15 protein-coding genes and 2 pseudogenes are annotated in these 24161 nt (G+C 64.3%); 9 read left to right on the top strand and 8 right to left on the bottom strand.

The features are described from left to right. Positions 1–92: 92 nt before the first annotated feature. Entirely contained in the window at positions 93–737 is a 645-nt protein-coding gene (locus P3R82_RS15465; protein WP_283194478.1) for a MarC family protein, read from the bottom strand. 225 nt (positions 738–962) lie between these two features. On the opposite strand from P3R82_RS15465, the gene gyrA reads away from it, so the two are divergent. Next, positions 963–3776 carry a DNA gyrase subunit A gene (gene gyrA / locus P3R82_RS15470; RefSeq protein WP_283194479.1) on the top strand — a complete coding sequence of 938 codons (2814 nt, stop codon included), beginning with the start codon at positions 963–965 and terminating at the stop codon, positions 3774–3776. A gap of 189 nt (positions 3777–3965) precedes the next feature. Beyond that, positions 3966–4391, top strand: coding sequence for a hypothetical protein (locus P3R82_RS15475; protein ID WP_283194480.1), 426 nt, complete (start codon positions 3966–3968; stop codon positions 4389–4391). 122 nt (positions 4392–4513) lie between these two features. Here the strand turns inward: P3R82_RS15475 and P3R82_RS15480 are convergent, their stop codons facing one another. Further along, positions 4514–11053 carry a hypothetical protein gene (locus P3R82_RS15480; RefSeq protein ID WP_283194481.1) on the bottom strand — a complete coding sequence of 2180 codons (6540 nt, stop codon included), beginning with the start codon at positions 11051–11053 and terminating at the stop codon, positions 4514–4516. A gap of 464 nt (positions 11054–11517) precedes the next feature. Here P3R82_RS15480 and P3R82_RS15485 point away from each other — a divergent pair, with 464 nt between their 5' ends. Together P3R82_RS15485 and P3R82_RS15490 are read left to right on the top strand one after the other, a co-directional pair. Next, on the top strand, positions 11518–11886 hold the full coding sequence (locus P3R82_RS15485; RefSeq protein WP_183901841.1) for an Hpt domain-containing protein: 369 nt from the start codon (positions 11518–11520) through the stop codon (positions 11884–11886). Between the two features lie 212 nt (positions 11887–12098). Continuing rightward, on the top strand, positions 12099–12419 hold the full coding sequence (locus tag P3R82_RS15490) for a 2Fe-2S iron-sulfur cluster-binding protein (RefSeq protein WP_283194482.1): 321 nt from the start codon (positions 12099–12101) through the stop codon (positions 12417–12419). Between the two features lie 300 nt (positions 12420–12719). Here P3R82_RS15490 and P3R82_RS15495 read toward each other — a convergent pair whose 3' ends face one another. Continuing rightward, positions 12720–13346: a DUF922 domain-containing protein gene (locus tag P3R82_RS15495; RefSeq protein ID WP_183901858.1), complete on the bottom strand. Its 627-nt coding sequence runs from the start codon at positions 13344–13346 to the stop codon at positions 12720–12722. 93 nt (positions 13347–13439) lie between these two features. Between P3R82_RS15495 and folP the strand changes: the two are divergent. From folP to folK, 3 genes and pseudogenes are all read left to right on the top strand, one after another. Continuing rightward, positions 13440–14311 (top strand): annotated as a pseudogene (gene folP, locus P3R82_RS15500) (dihydropteroate synthase). Then, positions 14308–14676 (top strand): dihydroneopterin aldolase, encoded by a 369-nt coding sequence (gene folB / locus P3R82_RS15505; RefSeq protein WP_183901839.1) that lies wholly within the window; start codon positions 14308–14310, stop codon positions 14674–14676. The pseudogene folP and the gene folB overlap by 4 nt, the downstream one beginning before the upstream one ends. A gap of 1 nt (position 14677) precedes the next feature. Further along, positions 14678–15187 carry a 2-amino-4-hydroxy-6-hydroxymethyldihydropteridine diphosphokinase gene (gene folK, locus P3R82_RS15510; RefSeq protein ID WP_283194483.1) on the top strand — a complete coding sequence of 170 codons (510 nt, stop codon included), beginning with the start codon at positions 14678–14680 and terminating at the stop codon, positions 15185–15187. Positions 15188–15243: 56 nt separating this feature from the next. On the opposite strand, the gene P3R82_RS15515 is transcribed toward folK, so the two are convergent. The 4 genes from P3R82_RS15515 to P3R82_RS15530 all read right to left on the bottom strand — a co-directional run bounded on the left by P3R82_RS15515 (position 15244) and on the right by P3R82_RS15530 (position 19141). After that, entirely contained in the window at positions 15244–15798 is a 555-nt protein-coding gene (locus P3R82_RS15515) for a hypothetical protein (RefSeq protein WP_283194484.1), read from the bottom strand. A 204-nt stretch (positions 15799–16002) separates the two neighbouring features. After that, on the bottom strand, positions 16003–17100 hold the full coding sequence (locus P3R82_RS15520; RefSeq protein WP_283194485.1) for a TIGR01620 family protein: 1098 nt from the start codon (positions 17098–17100) through the stop codon (positions 16003–16005). Beyond that, positions 17097–18572, bottom strand: a complete 1476-nt coding sequence (locus tag P3R82_RS15525) for a YcjX family protein (protein WP_283194486.1) — start codon at positions 18570–18572, stop codon at positions 17097–17099. Before P3R82_RS15525 ends, P3R82_RS15520 begins: the two co-directional genes overlap by 4 nt. 71 nt (positions 18573–18643) lie before the next feature. Beyond that, positions 18644–19141, bottom strand: a complete 498-nt coding sequence (locus P3R82_RS15530) for a histidine phosphatase family protein (protein WP_283194487.1) — start codon at positions 19139–19141, stop codon at positions 18644–18646. A 274-nt stretch (positions 19142–19415) separates the two neighbouring features. Between P3R82_RS15530 and dksA the strand changes: the two genes are divergently transcribed. Then, a complete protein-coding gene (gene dksA / locus P3R82_RS15535) occupies positions 19416–19835 on the top strand; it encodes an RNA polymerase-binding protein DksA (RefSeq protein ID WP_183901834.1) in 420 nt (139 codons plus the stop codon). 92 nt (positions 19836–19927) lie between these two features. On the opposite strand, the pseudogene P3R82_RS15540 reads toward dksA, so the two are convergent. Next, positions 19928–21021 (bottom strand): annotated as a pseudogene (locus tag P3R82_RS15540) (flagellar biosynthetic protein FliO). 285 nt (positions 21022–21306) lie between these two features. On the opposite strand from P3R82_RS15540, the gene P3R82_RS15545 reads away from it, so the two are divergent. After that, positions 21307–23907 (top strand): cell cycle histidine kinase CckA, encoded by a 2601-nt coding sequence (locus P3R82_RS15545; protein WP_283194488.1) that lies wholly within the window; start codon positions 21307–21309, stop codon positions 23905–23907. Positions 23908–24161 lie beyond the last annotated feature (254 nt).

The following is a 24161-nucleotide window of genomic DNA, read 5'->3' on the forward strand; positions in this document are numbered from 1 at the left end:
GCAGGGTTTCAAACGGCGCGCCAGATGGTGCGCCGTTTGCGTTTTGACTTGGGTTTGACTTCGAGCGATGGCCTTGACCGGGAGCGATGGGCTCAGACGGGCGAGGGAGCGAGGTTCATCGCCGACTTGATGCCATCGACGACGAACTGGGTCGCCAGCGCCGCCAGGATAACGCCGAGCAGCCGGGTCAGGATGGCGCGGCCGGTGACGCCGAGGAAGCGGTCGAGCCGGTCGGCGATCAGGAGTGCCAGGAAGAGAAGCAGCAGGCTTGCGGCGATGACGATGATGAGCTGCGCCAGCTCGAAGGCCGTCTGCATCGAGCCTGCGATCAGGATGGTCGCGGAGATGGCGCCCGGGCCCGAAATCAGCGGAATGGCCAGCGGGAAGACGGCGATGTTCTGGATGTGGTCGACGGTGATCGCGGCCGTGCCGGTCTTCTCCTTGCGGTCCTGGCGCTTCTCGAACACCATTTCGAAGGCGATCCAGAAGAGCAGCAGGCCGCCGGCGATGCGGAAGGCGCCGATCGAGATGCCGAGGACGCCGAGCACGCTCGATCCGAAGAGCGCGAAGACGGCGAGGATGATGAAAGCGATGATCGTGCCGCGCAGCGCCACCTGCTTGCGCTGGGCCCTGCTCATGCCGACGGTGAGGCCGAGAAAGATCGGCGCGAGACCGGGCGGATCGATCGTCACGAGCAGGGTGGTGAAGGCGTTGATCAGTTGGTCGGCGCTTGCCATCATGTCTCCGTATGCCCATATCCGGGCCTGATTTTCGCGCGATTGTGAGGTGGGCAAACCAATTTTGCAAACGGCGCGGCGTGCGTGACGGAGATTGGGGCCGATAAGCCTCGTTTTGCCCTGATTAGACCGTAAAAGCCTGTTCAAAACCTCCGGCAAAATTGGCTTAGGAACAGCCTTTCCGCTATAAATCTTCAAGTGATTCTAGAAGAGATGTGATCCATTTTGACTGAGCAAACACCCCCCGGCGGCGGGAAGCTCCCGCCAGGCATCGAGCCCATCTCCATTATGGAGGAAATGCAGCGGTCGTATCTCGATTACGCGATGAGCGTCATCGTCAGCCGCGCGCTTCCTGACGTGCGCGACGGCCTCAAGCCCGTGCACCGGCGCATCCTCTACGGCATGTCCGAGCTCGGCATCGACTGGAACAAGAAATACGTCAAATGCGCCCGCGTGACCGGGGACGTGATGGGTAAATACCATCCGCACGGCAACACCGCGATCTACGACGCGCTGGCGCGCATGGCGCAGGACTGGTCTCTTCGCCTGCCCCTCATCGACGGCCAGGGCAACTTCGGCTCCGTCGACGGCGATCCGCCGGCGGCCGAACGCTACACCGAATGCCGTCTCGAGAAGGCGGCGCATTCGCTGCTCGACGATCTCGACAAGGAAACGGTCGATTTCCGCGATAACTACGACGGTACGCTCTCCGAGCCCGTGGTCGTTCCCGCGAAATTCCCGAACCTGCTCGTCAACGGCGCCGGCGGTATCGCCGTCGGCATGGCGACCAACATTCCGCCGCACAATCTCGGCGAGGTGATCAATGGCTGTATCGCGCTGATCGACGATCCGGCGATCGAACTGCCCGAGATGATGCAGATCATTCCCGGTCCCGATTTTCCGACCGGCGCCAAGATCCTCGGCCGCTCCGGCATCCGTTCGGCCTACGAGACGGGCCGTGGTTCGGTGATCATGCGCGGTGTCGCGACGATCGAGCCGATGCGCGGCGATCGCGAGCAGATCATCATCACCGAGATCCCGTATCAGGTGAACAAGTCGACGATGATCGAGAAGATGGCCGAACTGGTGCGCGACAAGCGTATCGAGGGCATCTCCGACCTGCGCGATGAATCCGACCGCCAGGGCTACCGCGTCGTCGTCGAGCTGAAGCGCGACGCCAATGCGGACGTCATCCTCAACCAGCTCTACCGCTACACGCCGCTGCAGACCTCTTTCGGCTGCAACATGGTGGCGCTCAACGGCGGCAAGCCGGAACAGATGCAGCTGCTCGACATGCTGCGCGCCTTCGTCTCGTTCCGCGAGGATGTCGTTAGCCGGCGTACCAAGTTCCTGCTGCGCAAGGCTCGCGAGCGCGCGCACGTCTTGGTCGGTCTGGCGATCGCTGTCGCCAATATCGACGAAGTGATCCGCGTCATCCGCCAGGCGCCGGACCCACAGTCGGCCCGCGAAGAGCTGATGACCCGCCGCTGGCCGGCGCATGACGTCGAAAGCCTGATCCGGCTGATCGACGATCCGCGCCACCGCATCAACGACGACATGACCTACAACCTCTCGGAAGAGCAGGCACGGGCCATTCTCGAACTGCGTCTCGCCCGTCTGACGGCCCTTGGCCGCGACGAAATCGGCGATGAACTCAACAAGATCGGCGAGGAAATCAAGGATTACCTCGATATCCTGTCGTCGCGTGTGCGCATCCAGTCGATCGTCAAGGACGAGCTCGCGGCTGTTCGCGACGAGTTCGGCACGCCGCGTCGCACCGAGATCATGGATGGCGGCCTCGAGATGGACGATGAAGACCTCATCGCCCGCGAGGACATGGTCGTCACCGTCTCGCATCTCGGCTACATCAAGCGTGTGCCGCTGACGACCTATCGCGCGCAGCGTCGCGGCGGCAAGGGCCGCTCCGGCATGACCACGCGTGACGAAGATTTCGTTAGCCAGCTATTCGTGCTCAACACGCATACGCCGGTTCTGTTCTTCTCGTCGCGCGGCATCGTCTACAAGGAAAAGGTCTATCGTCTGCCGATCGGCACGCCGACCTCGCGCGGCAAGGCGATGATCAACATGCTGCCGCTGGCCCCAGGCGAGCGCATCACCACCATCCTGCCGCTGCCGGAGGACGAGGACAGCTGGGCAACGCTCGACGTGATGTTCTCGACGACGCGCGGCACCGTGCGCCGCAACAAGCTCAGCGACTTCGTCCAGGTCAACCGCAACGGCAAGATCGCGATGAAGCTCGAGGAAGAGGGCGACGAAATCCTCTCCGTCGAGACCTGCACCGAGCATGACGACGTGCTGCTGACGACGGCGCTCGGCCAGTGCATCCGCTTCGCGGTCGACGACGTCCGCGTCTTCGCGGGCCGCAACTCGATCGGCGTGCGCGGGATCAACCTCGGCGATAACGACCGCATCATTTCGATGACGATCGTCGGCCATGTGGATGCCGAGCCGTGGGAGCGCGCGGCCTATCTGAAGCGCGCCGCCAACGAGCGTCGCCTGACGACAGGCGAGGCCGAGGAAATCGCGCTTGTTGGCGAGGAAGTCACCGAAGAGGGACAGCTCAGCGACGAGCGCTACGAAGAGCTGAAGGCACGTGAACAGTACGTGCTGACGGTTTCCGAGAAGGGCTACGGCAAGCGGTCTTCCTCCTACGACTTCCGCATCTCCGGCCGTGGCGGCAAGGGCATCCGCGCCACCGACACGTCGAAGACGGGCGAGATCGGCGAACTCGTCGCTGCCTTCCCCGTGGATGACAACGACCAGATCATGCTGGTTTCGGATGGCGGTCAGCTGATCCGCGTGCCGGTTGGCGGTATCCGCATCGCCAGCCGCGCGACCAAGGGCGTGACCATCTTCTCGACCGCCAAGGACGAGAAGGTCGTGTCGGTCGAGCGCATCCGCGATCCGGAAGACGAGGTCGAGGAAGGCGCCGAGAACGGCGACGAGACCGCCGTTTTGCCGGGCGAAGAGCCGGCCGCTGAGGCGGGTGACGAAACGCCGCCGGACGCCGAGGCGTAAGAGTTTCCGCGCACCGGCTTTCCCGGTGGGTGGATATGAATTGAAAGAGAAGGGGTCGGACCTGATGGGTTCGGCCCTTTTTGTTTCGGGTGGCGTGACCTTGCCGCAGGTCACTGCGCGCTTTCCGCGCGGGATGCAGATGGCTCTTCGGAGGCGGAGAGCCTTTGTTTTTCCTGGCAAATACCGGGGTTGCGGTCGTCGTTGCTTTTGGTGAATATTCCTCACGATGCAACCAGATGGCGATTCGCGGGCATGATGGAGGATCCGCTCGCCAATCGCTCAAGGGCCGGTGAGGAGGATGTCATGCACCCGTATCTGTTACAGTCACTCGAGACCGCTCAAGCCTCGGGCCGCCTTGAAGGGTCCGACGCCGCGCAGAAGCGTGCGCTCGTCATATTGGCCGCGAGAGCGATCAACCGCATGCATGCCGAACTGGGTATCGATCTCGCGGAAAGCGAGTTGCGGCGCGGCCATATCGTCTATGATCTCGCGGAACTTGCGACGCTGATCGATGACGGCGTGCCGGATCATGTGGTGGCCTCCGGGCTGAAGGAAGCTGCCGAGGTAATGGCGAGCCTTTGCCATTTAATGATGGAGAATGCCGCCGCGGAGTGAGCTTGCGGCGCCGTTATCTCGTGCGGCGGTGGTCGCGAGCATTGAGTATTCGGCCCAAGCCAACAGAACAAAAAGGCCGCATCGTTTCCGATGCGGCCTTTTTGTTTGTCTCTGGTTCCGCCTTAGTTCAGGCGGCCTGCCGCGTGGGCGAGCATGGTGTAGACCTTGCCGGTGTCGGAGGTCAGGTAGGACTGGGTGATCGTCCGGTCGCGGTCGGTGCGGGCGACGTCGGCGAGCAGCTTTTCGAAGTCGGCGATGTACCGGTTGACGGCGGTGCGGAATTCCGGCTCGCGGTCATACTTGTGCTTGATCTCGTCGAAGGTCTGCTGGCCCTTCAGCGTGTAGAGGCGACGCGTGAAGACGTCGCGCTCGCCGCGCTGGTAGCGGCGCCACAGATCGACCGAGGCATCGTGATCGATGGCGCGGGCGATATCGACGGAGAGCGAGTTCAGCGATTCCACCACATGGCGCGGATTACGGTTGTCGCCGGCGCGCGGCGCCTGGGGTGCCGGTGCCTCGGCGCGGGGCGCCTGCTGACGGGAAACCGCGTCCTCGGCGCTCTCGTCGCGCGATGCGCCACGCAGCAGGTCGCTGATCCAGCCGCCGGATGCCGGCGAAGCGGCGGGCGCCTGGGTTACGGCCGGGGCACGCTGCGGCGTTGCAGGCGTTGCGGCCGTCGGGCCGAGCGAACCGCGCAGGCCGAAGCCTTCGATCGAGGAGGGTGGGATCGAGGAGGGCGGGATGGCGGCGGCGGCCGGGGTCGGCAGCGGCGCGGGTGCCGGAGCCGGCACGGGAGCCGGCTGCTGCTGGATCGCGGACTGTACCGGCGCCTGGCGCGGGGCAGGTTGTGGCTGCGGCTGCTGGGCCAGCGTGCGGGCGGCGGGCTCGGAGACTTCGAGCTGCTGCGTCGAGCGGCCGACGATCTGCGAGATGTCCTGCAGCGCCTTGATCTGCTCGGAAACGGCGCGGCGCATGGCGGCGGCGCTCTCCTTGGCTTCCTCGGGCAGGTCGAACGCGCCGCGCTTCAGCTCGCTGCGCGTCATGTCGAGTTCCTTGCGGATATCGCCGGCGGAGCGGCGGATTTCCTCGGTGGCGCCGGAGAAGCGGGCGACTGCTTCGTCGACGGCTTCGCGCAGCGATTCACGCATCTGCTGTGCGGCGCCATCCGACAGACGGCCTGCGTCGCCCATCATCCGCTCGACTTCCGACAGCGATGCCGTCAGGCCGCCGCGAACGCGGTTGGCGAGTTCGCCGGAGCGGCGTTCGGCATTGCCGAGCGTGGTGTCGAGCGTCGCGTTGACGTCGTCGCTCGCCTGGCTGACGCTGCTGCGCATCGCGTCAGCTGCTTCGGCGGCGCGCTTTTCGGCATCCGAGAGCGTGGCGCTGATATCGGCGAAGGAGGACTGGACGCCCTGGCGCAGGTTGTTGCTGACCTGGTTCGAGCGCTGCTCGGCGCGATCGAATGCCGAGTCGACCATGCTGCCGAGGGCACGCATCGTCTTTTCGATGTCTTCCGAGCGCTGCACGAGGCCGACCGACAGCGTCTGCAATGCGGATTCGCGATCTTCCAGCGTCGAAACGAGGTTGGACTGCGCGGCGCCGAGCAGGTTGGACGCCTGCGTCAAAACCTTGGAGTGCTCGTCGAAGCGGCCGATGATGCTGCCGACCTGCGACAGCGTCTGGCCCGAGATGTCGGAGAGGCGGTCTACCTTGCCTTCGAGAAGGCGGGTGGAGGCCGCGACCATTTCGGCGGCCTTGGAGGCCGAGTCGGTGAAGCGCGAGGTGGTGTCGCCGAGCCGGCCATCCACGGCGCTGAGTTCCTCGGCGGCGCGGCTCATCATCTGGCCCATGACCATGCTGTTGTCGGACAGGCGGTCGATCAGGCGGTTGACGTTGGAGAGCAGGCTGTTTTCGATCGCATCGACGGCCGAGGTGGCGCGTTCGGTGCGGGCGTTGATGGCGTCGATCAGCGCGTTGTTTTCAGTGCGCAAACGCTCGGCGCTCTGCTCGCCGGCCGAGGTGATCTGCGCCGCGGCATCCCGGCCGGTCTGCGCGTAGCGATCGATCATCGGGCGGGCGGTCTCATCGAGAATGCGCGACAGTTCGGTCGTGCGGCCCGCGAGCATCGAGTTCAGTTCGCGGGTGCGGTCGTCGAGGGCGGCGCGGATGGAGCTGCCGCGTGCCTCGAGCGCCTGCTCGACGGTGTTGAGCGTGCCGTCGAGTTCGCGCGAGCGCTCCTCGAGGCCGCTGCGGATCGCATTGCCGCGGGCTTCGAGCGCGCGATCGACCTCGGCCATCGTCGAGGCGATCTCTTCGCTGGCGCTCGATATCGTCGTGCGGATATCGGTGCCGTGGCTGGCGAAGGTCGTCTGCGCGTCGTTCAGCGCCTTGGAGATGGCGCCGACCTGGCCGCTGACCAGCGTTTCGGCCTCGGCCACCTTGTTGATGATGGCGTTGCCGGCTTCGGAGAAGGTCTGGGCGACGGCTGCGGCCTGGCCGGCGAGGCGGTTCTGTGCCTCGGAGACGCGGCTGACGATCTGCTCGGAGCGCTCGCCCATGGAGCGGGCGAAATCGCTGCTCTTGGCGTCGAGACCTTCGGCGAACTGCTGGCCGGTCTGGTTGAGGGAGGCTGCGGCGCGTGCGGCTTCCTCGTCCATGCCCTGCGTGGTGTCGGCCACCGCGCTGCGCAGCGAGGCGGCGAGGCCGGCGGCCTTGCCTTCGATGGTGCGGTTGACGGCGTCGAGGCCGACATTCAGCGCGCGGTCCATGGTCGACAGGCGCTCGTCGATCTTGGCGGTGCCACGCTCCATGGCCTCGCCGATGCCAGCGGTGCGGGCGTCGATGTCGGAGGTCAGGCTTGCCGCGCGGCTGTCGATCTCGGCGGCGAGGTGGCTGGTGCGGCCATCGATCGTCTCGGAGAACTTGGCGATGCTGTTGTCAACTGCGGATGCGATGCGGCCCGAGGTCTCGTCGCTCAGCGCGCCAAGTCTGGAGATGCCGTCGGTGAGCGTGCCGGTCAGGCGTTCGCCCGCGGCATCGACCTGCTGGGCAACGCCGCCGACGCCGTCGCGGATGCGGTTTTCGAGCGCGGCGAGGCCGGCCTCGACGCGCGATCCGGTGTCGGCGAAGCGGCCGGTCATGCCCTCGATGGACTGGTCGAGGTGCGAGGCGAAGCTCTCGGTCGAGCGGGAGATTTCGTCGGCCGCGTTCTGGAAGCGACCGGCGATGTTGCCGGTGCTGTCGCGAAGGCGGTCCTCGAGCGACTGGGCGCTGTTGTCGATCGCCTGGCGAATGGAGGCTTCGCGATCTTCCAGCGACATTTCAAGCATGCTGACGCTCGCGGCGATCGAGGCGCCGATGGTCGTGGCCTGGTCGGACAGCGTCTCGCCGATCTGGGTCTGCGCTTCGTTGAGCGTCAGGTTGATCGCCTGGGTGCGGTCGTCGAGCGTCGCGCGGATGCGGGCATGCGCCGAGACAAGGCCGTCTTCCAGCCTGGTCGTGGCGTTGCCGGTCAGCGCCTCGAAGCGATCGGCGGCCGAGGTCAGGCCGCCTTCGATACGGTCGGTTCCGTCGGTGATGGTGCTGGAGATGGACGAGGCGTGTTCGGCGAGCGTGCGCTCCAGGCGCTGCTGGTTTTCCGTGTAGGCGCCGCGGATTTCCTGGGCCTTGTCGGTGAACGCGCCGGCCACGCGGGCTTCTGCTCCGGCGACGGTATCGATGAGCGCGCTGGTGCGGGCGTCCAGAACCTCGTCGAAGCGGTTCTGGCTATCGCCGAGCGAGATCGCCAGCGCCATCGACTTTTCGGCGAGCGTGTCGGCGAGGCGGTCGTGGACGTCGGCAACCGTGTCGTTGATCGACTTGGCGTTCTGCGAAAGCGTGCTCTCGATGCGATCGTGGCCGCTGACGAGCGAGCTCGCGATGCTTTCGGCATGATGGCCGAGCGTGTCCTCGAGGCGCGAATGGCTTTCGTTGAGCGCGATCGCCAGGCCCATGGCCTTGTCGTCGAGGGCTTCGCTGATGCGCTCGTGACCGGTGGAGAGCGAGGCCGCGATGCCATCGGCATGGTGCGCCAGCGTGTCGGCGAGGCGGCCCTGGCTATCATCCATCGAGATGGCAAAGGCCATGGCGCGGTCGTCGATCGCTTCTGTGAGCTTTTCCTGGCCGGCGGCGAGCGATTGCGAGATGGCCTGCGCGCGGCTGTCGAGCGCGGTCTCGATCAGGCCACGGCCCTCGTTCATCGACGCGGTGAAGGCGGCGCTGCGTTCGGCCATGGTGTCGGAAAGCTTGCGCTCGCCCGTCGCCAGCGACTGCGAGATCGCGCCGGCATGGGTGCCGAGCGTTTCCTCGATGCGGCTGTGGCCTTCGTTCAGCGAGATGGCGAGCGCCATGGCGCGGTCGTCGAGCGTCTCGGCTAGGCGATCGTGGCCGGAGGCGATCGAACCGGCGATGGCATCCACCTGCGTCCCAAGCGTCTCCTCGAAGCGGTTCTGGCTTTCGTTGAGCGAGATGGCCAGCGACATGGCCTTGTCGTCGAGCGTATCGGCGAGGCGGTCATGGCTGCCGGTGACGGCTTCGATGATCGCTTCGGAGCGGCTGGCGAGGGTGTTTTCGAAGCGCGACTGGCTGTCGGACAGGGCGCCGAGGAAGACACCGCTGCGCGCCGACATCACGTCGTCGATGCGCTCATGGGCGGAATCCAGCGCCTGGGTGATATCCTGGGCGCGCCTGGAGATCGTGGTGTTCAGCTCGTCGGCGCGGCCGAAGGCCGAGGTGATCTGATCGGTTCCGGCCGAAACCGCCGAGCTCAGATCCGAGGTCGTCGACAGCAGCGTGTCGCGGAATTCGGTGGCGCGGGCGGACAGGTTGTTGTGGAGCTCCGAGGTGCCGGAGGCAAGCGCCAGCGAGATTTCGGAGGTGGCATGGCTGAGCGCCGAGGTCATTTCGGCCGTGCGGGCGCCGATCGCGCTCGTGACTTCGTCGACCTTGCCGGAAAGCGTGCTTTCAAGCACTTCCTGGCCGGTCGAAAGCGCCGTGGTCAGCGCGAAGGACTGGTCGGTCAGCGACGAGCCGATGCGCTCGATGCTGGAGCTCAGGATGCCGTTCAGCGAGTCCGAGCCGCCGGTCAGCGTGTCGTTGATGCGGTTCAGGCTTTCCATCAGCTTGGTGTCGAGCGTGCCGGCGCGCTTGTCGAAGGCGTTGGCGAATTCGGCGACGCGTTCGTCGAAGGAGGTGGAAAGCTGCGCGACGGTCGCCTGCAGGCGCTCGTCGAAGAAGCCGGAGCGCAGGTCGAGATCCATGATGGTGTCGTCGACGCTGGACTGCAGGCTGTGGCGGAAGCTGGTGCCGCGCTCGTCGAGCGTGCTGTTCAGCTTGGCGAGAACGTCATCCAGCGTGCTGGTGATAGTGCGTTCGCCGCCCGTCAGGCTCTCGTTGATATCGCGGGTGCGCGCGATCAGGATCTCGTTCAGCTGGCGGGCGCGGTCGTTGAGCGCGGCGTTCAGCTTCTCGGCGTTGCTGTCCATGGTGGACGCACGCGTCTCGAACTGGCTGAGAATCGTGTTGCCATGGTCGCTCAGGCTAGACGTCAACAGATCCAGGCGGTTATCGAACTCGTTGGCGAGCGCGAAACCGGAGGAGGTGAGGGTCTGCAGCAGCAGATCCGTCTTGGCGGCAAGCAGCGTTCCAAGCGACTGGATGGCGGATTCCGACTTCTCGGTGATCGTGGCGGCGCGGGTGTCGATCATCGAGGCGAAGGCTTCGCCCGAGGTCGCCAGGCGCACGGCGATTTCTTCGGTCGCCAGCGACAGGTCTTCGCGCAGCTGGTCGTGAACGCCGACGATCGAGGTGCGGATACGCTCGGCGTGATTGACGATCGCCTCGCGCTCGGAGCCGAGTTCGTGAACGAGGCCGCGCACGCGCAGTTCGTTGTCGGCGTAGCTGCGCTCCAGCGCGTTGACTTCGGAGTGGACGAGGGTCTCGAGCTCGGAGGCGCGGGCGATGGTGCGCTCGATGCCTTCGTTCATGGCGGAGACTTCACGACGCACGGCCTGGCCGACCGTCATGATGCGTTCCGACGCGATCGTTTCCGGTTCGGAGAGGCGAAGTGCCACTTCCGCCATCGAGCGGGCGGCGTTTCGCATGTCCTGAGCGCGCGCCATCATGATGGCGAAGGCGTAGAACAGGAGAACAGGGATGATGATGCCGACAAGGCCGGCGATCACGCCGGGCAGGGCGACGAGGTCGGCCAGCGAACGGATCTGCCAGATCTGCGGCGAATAGAGGAGCGACATCAGGCCGAGACCGCCGACGATCCACAGAAGCGAAACAAGCGTGGCGTTGCGCAGCGCCGGACGGGCGGAGCCGTTGTCGAGCGATTTCAAAAGCGAAGCGGGGCTGACCCTGCTGCCATCGTTGGCGGCGAATGCCGGCGCGCGCGATCCCTGCTCGGCGGAGCGGGGCGTTGCGGCGGGGCGCTGCTGCTTGGCATCGTCTTTACGCTGATTGCGGACAGTTGGCTTTTCGGACACTTTTGCCTCCGAGGCGTCTTGCTTCCTGACTTGTGGAGACGGCGTATCATCGTCCTCGAAGTCGATCTGCAGGGCTTCATCAAGCGCCTTGAACGCCTTGTCCTCGATCGATTCGTTGTACTTGTTGTTCGCCATTCCGTTACGCCTCGTTACATCTCAGCCGGTTTACTACGCATCCGGGATTTCCGCGTCACCCGAACAAACCTTGCCTCTGAACCTGTCCGCCCCGAATTCGTAGAGCGGATAAGTATGTCATTTCAGAGTGGATAGCTGCTTTCGCACACTTACGGTATCAAAACATTACCATTATCCACTTGGAGAGCAAAGGCATCCACAACCCAGCTCTCCCAGTCGTATCGTAGTGACACATCCGGGCCTGCGAGACAATTAACGCCTTCGGTCAAATGCCAGGTTATTAACGCTTGATTAACCCGACTTAACGCCGGGGCGGCCTTGAAATCCAATGTGTTAGAGGCGTTTGACCGGCGTTAACCATATGGCGAGAAATTCGCCCTCATTGCGCCCGAATTTAACGCGATTGGCACCGCGCCCCCGCAACATCATTGAAACGGCGGGACCTAAGACGGGAGAATTGGCATATGGCAGCAGTCAGTATTGCGTTCGCGGCGCCAGATCATGGCAAGGGACAGGTTCCCTCGCAACAGCGGCCGGTCGACCTTGTTCACCTGGCCAACCAGACGATGGGCGACAAGACGCTTGAATTGGAAGTCCTGCAGATGTTCGCGCGCCAGGCCCGCGCCTGCCTGCAGGACATGTCTTCCGGCGACCGCAAGGCGGTTGCGGCAGCCGCCCACAAGCTGAAGGGTGCCGCGGGCGCCGTCGGCGCCTTCCGGGTGCGCGATGCCGCCGAAGCGCTGGAGGGCAATTGCGGCGATGCCTCGAACATGGCGGCCGTCGGCGTCGCCGTCATCGAGGCGGAGAATTTCATTCTGAAGCTCTGCCGCTAACGTCAGACAGCGCTGGCAAGTGTTCGATCATGGGACCCGTTGATCCATTGCGGAGCAACGGGTCTTTTTGCTCGCGGCGTGGCGCAATCTGACAAGCGTGTCGCTTCCAAATCTGGAATGAAGAGCACAAGGGCGGTCGTTGTTGACTGCCTCGCGTAATTGTTGGAAGTAAAAATCCAAACCCATCCCATTGATGATCACCGGAAAACACCATGCCTAAACTGACCATTGTCGCTTTCGACGGTACGCGCTTCGATCTTGATGTCGATCAGGGATCGACCGTCATGGAAAACGCCGTGCGCAACTCCGTGCCGGGCATCGAGGCCGAATGTGGCGGCGCCTGCGCCTGCGCGACCTGTCATGTCTACATCGACGAGGAGTGGACCGAGCGCGTCGGTCCGCCCGAAGCGATGGAAGAAGACATGCTCGACTTCGCCTTCGACGTCCGTCCGACCTCGCGGCTCTCCTGTCAGGTCCGCATGAAGGCGGCGCTGGACGGCTTGACCGTGCACGTGCCGGAGCGCCAGGCTTAATCCTCCCGAGGAAGAGCCGTCCAAAAAAAGCCTCGCTTGCCGATGTGACGAGCGAGGCGAGGTAGGCGCATTACCTACGATCGAGGGAGGATCGACCGCGGCTTCGCAACGCGCCAGGAGAACCCAGAGAACGAAAGTCCAGACTGACCGATCTGAACTTTCGAATGACTGAATATTAGCGCGTTGTGTTTCACAAAGCTATGGTGAGAAATAACCATTCATTGGCTGGGGCCGTGCCGGTTTCGCACAATTTTCATTGCGCGGCTAAGTTTCAGCCGTCGTTTTTCGCCCGGGAATCAGCTATCTTTCGCCGCCGGATGGTTTGAGGCGGTTGTTGAGAAGGCGCAGCATCCGCTTCTGGAAGTTGACCGCCTCGACCTGATCGAATCGCGCCTGCAGCCTGTCATGCTCGGCGATCCCGCGTGTCGATACCTCGGTCACCAGTTCCTGCATGGCTTCGCAATTGGGTTGCGGCGGCAGCGCGAGTATCTTGCGCTCCATGCTGCGCGCCTGGGTCCGGGCGATCTCGGCGTGGCGTTCCTCGTGCCGCTTGATGTCGCTCGACAGCGTGTCCCAGATCATCGACAGCTCGGGGCTGGCGCCGCGACGGTTGTTCCAGCGCGGCAGGATGATCTGCGTATGCACGGTGACGCGGGCGGTGCCGACGCGGCAGCGGCCGTTTTCCTCGACATAGGTGGCATCGCCGCCGAAGCGGATCTTGGTGGCGCCGGGGTGGCGGGCCGACGAGCCATTGGCCGTGGGGCCGCGCATGCTCAGCTGCTCGTCCAGTTCGTCGGCGGTTTTGCCCTTGATGCTGAAATACGAATAGCTCTTTGTGGCCACCACGGCGGCGCTTGCGGGATTGCCAGCGGACAGCGAAACGGAAATGGCGAGGAGGAGCGGCATATAACGCGACACGGACGGCATTCTGCAAATACTCATGTTGAAGTTTGCGGGAGCTTGGGGCATAGCCACGCCTAGCGCAATATGATGACGCTGTTTTTTCGATCGATAGGATGAATGCAGGTGGCACAGCTTGGCGGCGGTTTCTGGCGGGTCGGGCATGGCCGCGAGATTGAGCTCGGTTCGACGGCGGTCATCATGGCGATCGTCAACGTGACGCCGGACTCCTTTTCCGACGGCGGTCGCTACGACAGTGTCGACAAGGCCGTGGCGCATGCCCTTGATGCAGTCCAGGCGGGTGCCGGCATTGTCGATATCGGCGGGGATCCACGCGGCCGGACGCCGAGAGCGTCGATGCGCGCGAGGAGCAGGCGCGGGTGCTGCCTGTGATCGAGGCGTTGCGCGGCAGGACCGAGGCGCTGATCTCCATCGATACCTATCGCGCCGAGACCGCCCGCCTTGCGGTCGCCGCGGGCGCGCATATCGTCAACGATGTCTTCGGGCTGCAGAAGGAGCCTGAGATCGCCGATATCGCCGCGAAGACCGGCGCCGGGCTCTGCGTGATGCATACCGGCCGCGACCGCGACAAGCTGGACGACGTCATCGCCGATCAGTTGCTGTTCCTGGAACGGTCTTTGGAGATCGCCGGACGCGCAGGCGTGGCGCGGGACCGCATCGTGCTCGATCCCGGCTTCGGCTTTGCCAAGGATACGCAGGAAAACCTGGAACTGATGGCGCGCGCCGACGAGCTTCAACACCTCGGCTTTCCGATCCTGGCCGGCACGTCGCGCAAGCGTTTCGTCGGCGCGGTCACGGGCCGCGAGGCGGCTGAGCGCGACGCCGGCACGGCCGCCACCAGCGTGCTTTTGAGACTGAAGGGCGCTGCGATTTTTCGGGTGCACGATGTCGCAATCAACAGGGACGCGCTTGCCGTGACTGATGCTATGCTGAAGGCACGCGACGCATTCGAGCGGAAGGGCACCTCATGAGCACCACCTACACCATCACCCTGCAAAACTGCGCCTTCTTCGCCCGCCACGGCGTTCACGATGAAGAGGAGTTTCTGGGCCAGCGTTTCTTCGTCGACGCCGAGCTGGATGTCGTCTCCGGCAATGCGCTCGAGACGGATTCCATCGACGATACCGTCAATTACGGGATCGCGTTCACCGTCATCGAGGAGATCGTCACGGGCAAGCGACGCTATCTCATCGAGGCGCTGGCGCTCGATATCGCCAAGGGGCTCTGTCAGAAATTCCCGCAGATCAAGCGGGCCAGGATTACCGTCCGCAAGCCGAACGCGCCGGTTCCAGGCGTACTCGATTTCGTTCAGGTGAGCGTCGAACATTTTGTCTGACATGGATTTTCAGAACGCCACGCTCGGGCTTGGCGGCAATATCGGCGATCCTGTCCACGCCATGGCTCTTGCGCTGAGGGCGCTTGACGCGCGCGCGGATTGCCGTGTGGTCGCGGTCTCCAGGCTTTACCGGACGCCGCCCTGGGGCAAGACGGACCAGTCGTTTTTCTTCAATTGCTGCGCGCAAGTGGCGACGTCGCTTCAGCCGGAAGCGCTGCTCGACGTCTGCCTCGACATAGAGCGCGGCATGAAGCGGGAGCGCATCGAACGCTGGGGGCCGCGTACGCTCGACATCGATGTCCTGACCTACGGTGATATCAGCCAGGACGCGCCGAGGCTGGAGCTTCCGCATCCGAGGATGACGGATCGAGGCTTCGTGCTGATGCCGCTTGCCGACTTCGCTCCAGACCTGATCGTCAATGGTGTCGCCGTGCGCGACTGGCTTGCCCGCGCCGACATCGCGGGCATCGAGGTGGCCAACCCAGGCACCGACTGGTGGCGCAACGCCTGAAACGCGAGAAGCGGCCATCCGGCCGCTTCGTCGAGTGCTTCGTTCGTCTGAATCGTTTACTGGACCGAGCCGACCGTTATCTCGTCGAGCTGGCGCGACAACGTCAGCCCGATGACGGGGATCATCTGGCTCTCCACCTTCACGGACACAGTCACGTTCATCGTCTTGTCGTCGCGGACGCGGGCAATCATCGCGCCGTTGAGCTTGGCACGGTTGAGGCCGACCACGACGGTGTCGTCGGTGACGGTGCCGGAGACGACGTCGAGACCCTTGCCGGCGGCGCCGTCCAAGAACTTGCCCTTGTAGCTGCTTCCGGACTGGGTGATCAGCGCGGTCATCGGCTGCTTGAAGACACCGACGCGGCAGGTGCCGTCGAGCTTGACGCCCGTGCCATTACCGTCGGTGACGGGCTCGCCGATCAGGTTGCAGGTGAACTTCGTGCCCTTGTACTTGCCGGCGACGATTTCGCCCGGACCGCGCCAGGAGCCAGCGACGGATTCGAAGAATGCCTTGTCACGCGTGGCGGCGGTAGCCGCCGGAGCCGTGTCGGCGATAGGCGACAAAGCGATTGCCGCGAGACCGAAGAGATAGAGAAACTTGCGCGAGTACATGGATTTTCCTTGGCGAACCATATCGCTTAACTGACGCCAAGTTTTGCCGAAAAATGGTTAATGCTTGGTTTCTAATGGGTCGAAAGCGGCGCGTTTGCGGGCTTTTCAACGCGAGCCAGGCTCATGCCTTGCTTCTGTAAGCCATTGAAACGCATCGGATTCCAAAAATCGGCTGGCTGGAGCGAATGGTTTACGGATATCGGCCTAATTCCGACCGTTGCCATCCGTCTTCGTCATCGACGGGGTCAGGTCGCCGATGAAATCACCGATTCCCGGGCGCTTCAGGGCGCGGAACGCCAGCGGACGGCAGAGGTCCATGGCGGCGATTCCGATGCGGGCGGTCATCAGCCCGTTGATCACGCCTTCGCCGAGGCGAGCCGAGAGCTTGGATGCCAGGCCGTGGCCGAGAACCTGCTGGACGAGGCTGTCGCCGACGGCGATCGAGCCGGTGACGGCAAGATGGGCCAGCACGTCGCGCATCAGCCGCAACATGCCGAAGGTGCCGGGGCGGCCGCCGTAGAGGTCGGCCATGGCGCGGATGAGCTTCGCGGCCTCGTAGAGAACGTAGAGCAGGTCGACGATGGCGCGGGGGCTGACGGCGGTGACGACCGAGACGCGTTTGGAGGCGTTGAGGATGAGGTTGCGGGCCTGCCGGTCGAGCGGCGCGAGCAGTTCCCGTTCGGCGAGCGCCACCAGATGCGGCGCGTCGATGATATCGGTCTCCGCCGCCTTCAGCGTCGCGCGGCCGCGCGCGGTCTCGGGCTTGTTGGACAGAAGATGCTCCAGGCTCTTGACGAGCGCGCGCGCCTTGGCGGGCTTGGTCTCGAGGATCGCCGCTTCCGCTTCGGCCTTGATCGTCTGCACAGCGGCGAGCCGCATGATGCCGGCGGTTTCCCTGATAACCACGGCAATGACCGCCAGGACGCCGATGCCGACGGCGGCGAGCGCGGCATAGCCGAGCCAGTCGGCGCGGGTGAAGAGGTCGCGGATCAGGCTGTCCGTCCAGAGCCCGAAGGCGAGCGAGAACAGCACGCCAAAGGCGCCAAGCGCGATCTTGCCGAAGGAGGCGCCACGCCTGCGCGGCCGGGCGACGGGCAGGGCCGGGAGGTCCTTGTCCGGATTGATGAAGGGATCGTCCTCGTCCGATGTCAGCGTGATCTCGCCCGAGAAGGCGGCCGGCTTGCGGGGCTCCGCCGTCGGTCGGCCGGCTTTGGTCTCTGGCTTCTGCTGCTCGCGTTCGTCCTCATAGGCGAAGGCCGCGGGCGCGCGGCGCGGGGGCTGGTCGGCGGGCGGCTTGATCATGCGAGGCGATCTCCGAACAGAAACTGCATTGCCCTGTCGAGCCGGATGTGCGGCACCGACAGCTTTATGCCGCCGCCGGTCTCCTCGAGACTGGGCGGGCGAAAGCGGACGACGTTCACGTCGGGCAGCCCGATAGCGCTGTCTCCGGCCTCGATGCTTGCGAACAGGGCGGAGGGGTCTTCGGGCAGGTCGCCGGGGAAGATCGCGGTTTTCCTGATGCCGTCGAAGGTTTCGCCTGAAATCGTCTCTCCCTCGATCGGCGTTCCGACGATGACGGGCAGTTCGTGGCCGTCGCGCTTGACCGTCGCCTCGCGCGTTGCCCGCACGGAGGCAAGCGCCATGACGTCGATGCCGGCGCCCGCCATGCCGATGCGCTGGATGGCGCGGTCGACGAGGCGGCGCGTCAGGGCGTCGAGGCGGTGGTGGCTCTCATGATGCAGGTGGTCGGCTTTGGTGGCGGCGACGAGAACGCGGTCGATGCGGCGGCCGAGCAGCGACGACAGCAGCGAATTCGTGCCTGGGCGGAAGCAGGCGAGCACATCCGTCAGCGCGCGCTCCAGATCCTGCACGGCCTCGGGGCCGCGATTGATCGCCTGCAGGGCATCGACAAGGACGATCTGGCGGTCGATGCGGGAGAAATGCTCGCGGAAGAACGGCTTGACGACCACGGACTTGTAGGCCTCGTAGCGCCGCTCCATCATCGCCCAGAGCGATCCCTTTTCCGGCTTTCCGGTCGGCGGCAGAACCAGCGGCGCGAAGGTGAGCGCGGGCGAGCCGTCGAGATCGCCGGGCAGAAGGAAGCGGCCGGGTGGCAGCGTCGACAATGAGCGCTCGTCGGCCTTGCAGGCCTTGAGATAATCCGCGAAGGCGGTGGCGAGTTCGCGGGCGCGCATCTCATCCGCGGCGGCTGCGATGTCGCAATTGTCGGTGAGTGTCAGCCATGGCCGGGAGAGTTCGGTGCGTATGCCCGAGCGGGCCAGCGCGATCGTATCCTCGCTGAAAGTGCGGTAGTCCTTGGCCAGGAGCGGCAGGTCTAGCAGCCATTCACCGGGATAGTCGACGATGTCGATCGAGAGCCTGCCCGGCGAGAAGAAGCGGGCCCAGCCGCTGGCGCTCTGATAATCGATGGTCAGCCGAAGCTCTGATATGGCGCGGGTCAGATCGGGCCAGATGCGGTCCCTGACCAGCGCCTTGATGTGGTCCTCGTACTGGAAGCGCGGCACGCTATCGTCCGGCTGCTCTTCGAGGCGAACGGCGGAGACGCGGCCCGACTGGACGGCCTCGAACAAGGGCAGGCGGCCGCCATGCAGCAGGTTATGGACCAGCGAGGAGATGAAGACCGTCTTGCCGGCTCGCGACAGGCCGGTGACGCCGAGGCGGATCGTCGGGTTTACAAGGCCCGAGGCGCGATCCGACAGGTTGTCGAATGCGATGCGCGCGTCGTCGGTGAAGGATGTCATGCTTGGCGGCAAGGCGAAATTCCGATTGCTGGTGGACGCCATATAGGAACCGGCACGCCGAAGAAAAAGACGTCTGGCGCCCGTCAGTCGATCATGAAGTCGATCAGGCGCCAGTTGTTTCGGCCCTGGTCGAAATCGAGTACCGCGAGACCGCCCGGCGGAAAGCCGTTCGGGAGCGCCTGCGCCAGCAGCTGGTGGCCGATCAGCGCTTCGAGCGTCTGTTCGATGACGGGGTTGTGGCCGACGAGCATGACGGCTCCCATGTCCTGTTGCGCGCCGAGGATGTCGAGATAGATCTCGGGCGTCGCGTTATAGAGCGCGTCGACGAAGCGGATATCGAGGTTTTCACCCATGGCGCGGTGCATGGCCTCGGCCGTCTGCCGGCAGCGTATGGCAGTGGAGCTGACGACCAAATCCGGCTTGTAGCTTTTGTCGGCCGCGTTCTCGGCGAGGATCTCGGCAGCGGCATAGCCGCGCTCGCTCAGCGGGCGGTCGAAATCGCTCTGTCCGGGGGCGGGAAATGCCGCTTCGGCATGTCTCAAAAGATAAATCCGGGAAGGCGGCGGCACGATTGCTGTCATCGGAAAGTCCCCGGTCGATTGATCTATTTCAGTAGCGCCAGCCCGGTGTCTTCGTCAACCGGCGCGCGGAATCCAGTGGGCAAGTTGCGCGGCAAATGCTACTTCAGCTAGCAGGCGAAAAGCCGGGTCTTGAAAAATAGTGATGTAAAAATAGTCCGTTAGCTCAAAATTGTGACAGATTTAAAAATGTGTTTACCTAGCGGATTGGGCTTGAATCGGACGCCGTGGTCGGGATATACAGCCGCCAGATGAGATGTTCTTCAGGAGAATCGCGTTGAGTGAGAAGATCGATCTTAGCAAATACGTGCCCTCGGAAGAGGAAGAGTTCATGAACGGAAACCAGCGCGCCTATTTCAGGGCGAAGCTGGTGGCCTGGAAGAACGACATCCTCAGAGAGGCGCGCGAAACCCTCGAGCACCTTGCCGAGGAAAGCGCAAACCATCCGGATCTCGCCGACAGGGCGTCGTCCGAGACGGACAGAGCCATCGAGCTGCGCGCCCGTGACCGCCAGAGAAAGCTGATATCCAAGATCGACGCCGCACTGCAGCGTATTGAGGAAGGCACTTACGGCTATTGCGAGGAAACCGGTGAACCGATCGGCCTCAAGCGTCTGGACGCTCGCCCGATCGCAACGCTGTCCATCGAAGCGCAAGAACGCCACGAGCGTCGCGAGAAAGTCTACAGGGACGAATAATCCCGGATATACCGCAAACTAAAAAAGGCACCGCTCTCGCGCGGTGCCTTTTTTAGTTTGCGTAAAAGGGGACGGCCTTGGCCGCCCGCCGATCACTTATCGCGGTTGACGCTCATTTCGCCGAAGATGCGGGCCACCTCGTTCTGGAGGGCGGCGTCGGCGCCCGTGATCGGCGCCATCTCGGGATCGCGGCGCGGCATGTTGCCGGGCACGGGGCGGGCCGGAGCATTCTGCGTCGGCGCGCTCTGCACATGAACCGGGCGTTCAGCCGCCAGATTGCTCGTCATCTCTTCTTCGAGAACGCGCTGGAAATCGCTGGGCTGGGCCGAGGGCGCCGGGCGCGCGACGGGCTGAAATGCCGTCGGCTGCGGAGCGGGCGCCTGCGGTGCCGGCGGATAGAGATCGACGCGCTGCGGCGGAGAGGGCGGGCTCATCACCTGCGGCTCGATCCTCTGCGGGGTCAGGACACGCTGGCGCGCCGAATCGAGAATATCGACGGCCGCCGCCGTTTCGATGGGGCCGGGTTCCTGTCGCGAGAAGGCCGGAGGTTGTGGGCGCGGCGCGACAGGGGCCACCGACGCCGGCGCGATCGATGCCGGGAGGGGGCGCGGCGCGGGTTCGATCTCGGTTTCGATCTCGGGTTCGAAGACCTCATGCTGCTGCCGCTGCGCTGGCTGCGGTGCGATCGGCGGCGTCTCCAGGCGGTCGGAGACCGGCGCGAACTCTTCTATCGGCGACAGGCCGCGCGTGGGCGCCGGGCGCGGCGCCGGCGGAACGATGACGGATGGCGCGGCTTCGGCCATGGCGGCGCTCACAGCTGGCTCGGCGGGTGGCGCGCTGGCGGCTGCCGGCTGCGGTGCTTCGGGGCGAGCCGGTTCGCGTGTGATCTCGATCTGCCCATCCGGCAGGATGCGGCTTTCGATGACGACATCGGACGGCCCCCGATCAAGATGAGGTGTTCGACATCGTCGCGGCGCACCAGCACCAGGCGGCGGCGGGCATCGACGGCGGCTGCGTCGAGAACCTGGAGGCGTGGCTGGCGGTTGCGGCCGCCGCGAACGAAGGGCGAGGATGCCCGGTTGCGCATGATCCAGAGGACCGCGACGAGAAGCAGCAGGGCGATGGCAACGCCGCCCGCGGCAATGATGAAGCGGCTGCCATAAGATTCCATGATGCCATCGAACATAGTCACGTACTCCTTTGCGGCGTTCAACCACATGACGACTTTTAAGCTTCCTAGACAAGGGGGAGGCGGCTTGTCCAGTCACCGAAAGGTGCGATGCAACGTCTGTGGATCGTCTCATCACGACATTTAACGGCAAAACTGGCGCTGTAGCTTGTGAATTCAATCACTCTTCATGGAGTGTGGTGTTTTTGGCGAGGCAGCAAATTGCTAAGAAGGAAAAGGCGCCTGATTCCTGCTTCGTCTGTTTGTCACGAATGAAGGCCGGCGGGCAATGCGAGGAAGTACATGACGAAATCCCGTCAGGCCGACAATTTTAGCGAACCGCTCGTGGACCGCGGAGGGCGGGCCGGAACCGCCGTGCGGATCCTGCTTCTGGCGCTGGTGCTGATCGGCGTCGCCGCCGCCTTCGTCGTGTTCAAGACCTCGCTCGACAACGAGATGGTGCTCGGCGTTCTCGGCGTGCTTGCCATGGTCGGCATCTTCTTCCTGGTGTCGTCGATCATCGGCTTCATCGAGGTGATGCCGCAGCGCCAGTCCGACAGTCTCGCCCGCGCCTTTCTCAACAGTCATCCCGACGGATCGCTGATCACGGACGAGAAGGGCCGGATCGTCTACGCCAATGCCGCCTATGGCGCGCTGACCGGCGCCCGCAAGCCGACGGAGGTGCAGACGCTCGAAGCGCTTCTGTCGCGCCACCGCGGATCGAACGAGGCGCTCTACCGGCTCTCCAACGGGCTGCGCGAGGGCCGTGAGGGACGCGAGGAATTCCGGCTGCTGCGCGCGCTCGGTCCGTCGCTGAACGGGTCCGGCGCCCATTGGTACCGGCTGAAGGCGCGTATCCTGCAGAGCGAGGAGAGCGGCGGCCGGCCGCTGCATATCTGGCAGATCAGCGACATCACGTCGGAGCGCGACGACCAGGAGCGCTTCTTCAAGGAGTTGCAGAACGCCATCGATTATCTCGACCACGCGCCTGCCGGCTTCTTTTCGGCGGGCCGCAAGGGCGAGATCTTCTATCTCAACGCGACGCTTGCCGAATGGCTGGGGATCGATCTCACCAAGTTCATCCCCGGCTCGATGACGATCGGCGACATGGTGGCCGGCGAGGGGCTGGCGCTGATCCAGTCCGTGCAGGCCGATCCCGGGCTGCAGAAGACGGTGACGCTCGATCTCGACCTGAAGAAATCGAACGGCCAGGGCGTTCCGGTGCAGATCGTGCACAGCGTTACCTCGATGCGCGACGGTGCGCCCGGCGAAAGCCGCTCGATCGTTCTGACGCGGCGCGACAACACGAATGGCGACCAGTCGGCGTCGGCCGCGTCGATGCGCTTCACGCGCTTCTTCAACAACACGCCGATGGCGATCGCCTCGGTCGATGGCGACGGCCGCATCCTCCGGACCAACGCGCCGTTCCTGAAACTCTTCTCCGGCATCGTTTCGCGCGATGACGTCGAGAACGGCGCGCTGTTCGAAACCATCGTGCAGGATGTCGACAAGCCGAGGCTGCAGGGGGCGCTTGCCGCCGCGAAGGACCGGCAGGGCGATATTCCGCCGCTCGATTCCAAGACGCAAGCCGACGATAGCAGGCATTTCCGCTTCTACGTCAATGCCGTGATCGACCAGAGCGACGAAGCGCCGGAAGAGGCCGCGATCGTCTACGCCGTCGAGGTGACCGAGCAGAAGGCGCTCGAGGCGCAGATGGCGCAGACGCAGAAGATGAATGCCGTGGGCACGCTCGCCGGCGGCATCGCGCACGACTTCAACAACGTTTTGACCGCCATTCTTCTGTCGTCCGACCATCTGCTGCTGCAGGCGCGGCCGGCCGATCCCGGCTTCGCGGATCTGATGGAGATCAAGCGCAACGCCAACCGCGCCGCCGTCTTGGTGCGCCAGCTGCTCGCCTTCTCGCGCAAGCGAACGATGCGGCCGAGCGTGCTCAATCTCACCGACGTGGTCGGCGATCTCAGGATGCTGGTCGACCGGCTGCTGTCGGGCACCAACGTGAAGCTCGACGTCGAATACGGGCGCGATCTCTGGCCGGTGAAGACCGACTTGTCGCAGTTCGAGCAGGTGCTGATCAACCTTTGCGTCAATGCGCGCGACGCGATGCCGGAGGGCGGCAAGCTGACGGTGCGGACGAAGAACGCGACGGCCACTGAGGTCGCCGCCTTCAACTATTCCTACATGCCGCACGAGGACATGGTTCTGGTCGAGGTGTCGGATAACGGCACGGGTATCGCGCCCGAAATCATGGACAAGATCTTCGAGCCCTTCTTCACCACCAAGGAGGTGGGCAAAGGCACGGGCCTCGGGCTTGCGATGGTGTACGGTATCGTCAAGCAATCCGGCGGCTACATCCAGCCGGAATCGGAAGTCGGCAAGGGCACGACCTTCCGTGTGTTCCTGCCGCGCCATATCGTCGAGCCGGCGATCGCCGCCGAAGCCGACGCGGTCACGCCGAGCGCCGACAACGTCGTTTCGCTGGTGCCCGCCAAGGCCGAGCAGCCGGAGGATCTGACGGGATCGGCCGTCATCCTGCTCGTCGAGGACGAAGAAGCGGTTCGTCGCGGCGGCAAGCGCATGCTGGAGACGCGCGGCTACACCGTGCACGAAGCGGGATCGGGCGTGGAAGCGCTCGATATCATGGACGAGCTCGACGGCAAGGTGGATATCGTCGTATCGGACGTCGTCATGCCTGAAATGGACGGGCCGTCGCTGTTGCGCGAGCTGCGCAAGAAATATCCGGATCTGAAGTTCATCTTCGTGTCGGGCTACGCCGAGGACGCATTCGCCCGCAACCTGCCGCCGGACTCCAAGTTCGGCTTCCTGCCGAAGCCGTTCTCGCTGAAGCAGCTGGCCGTGGTGGTCAAGGAGACGCTGGAGGGGTGAGGTGGGGGCGCTGGCAGGCCTGGATGCTAGTGTTTTTCCTGCGGTTTGCCGGGACGCGTTGTGCGGTTTGGCCCCCTCATCTGCCTACCGGCATCTTCTCCCGCGGGGGAGAAGAGTCTCGGGGCCGGCCGCTCGCTCCATCTCCCCTTCTCCCCCATGGGGAGAAGGTGCCCGAAGGGCGGATGAGGGGGCTGCGCGGTACAAGGTTCACGAGACGCGTGACCGCACCAAAGAAAGATGTAACAGAGGAAGAG

The organism is Rhizobium sp. AN80A (assembly GCF_030053015.1).
GTDB lineage: Bacteria > Pseudomonadota > Alphaproteobacteria > Rhizobiales > Rhizobiaceae > Rhizobium > Rhizobium metallidurans.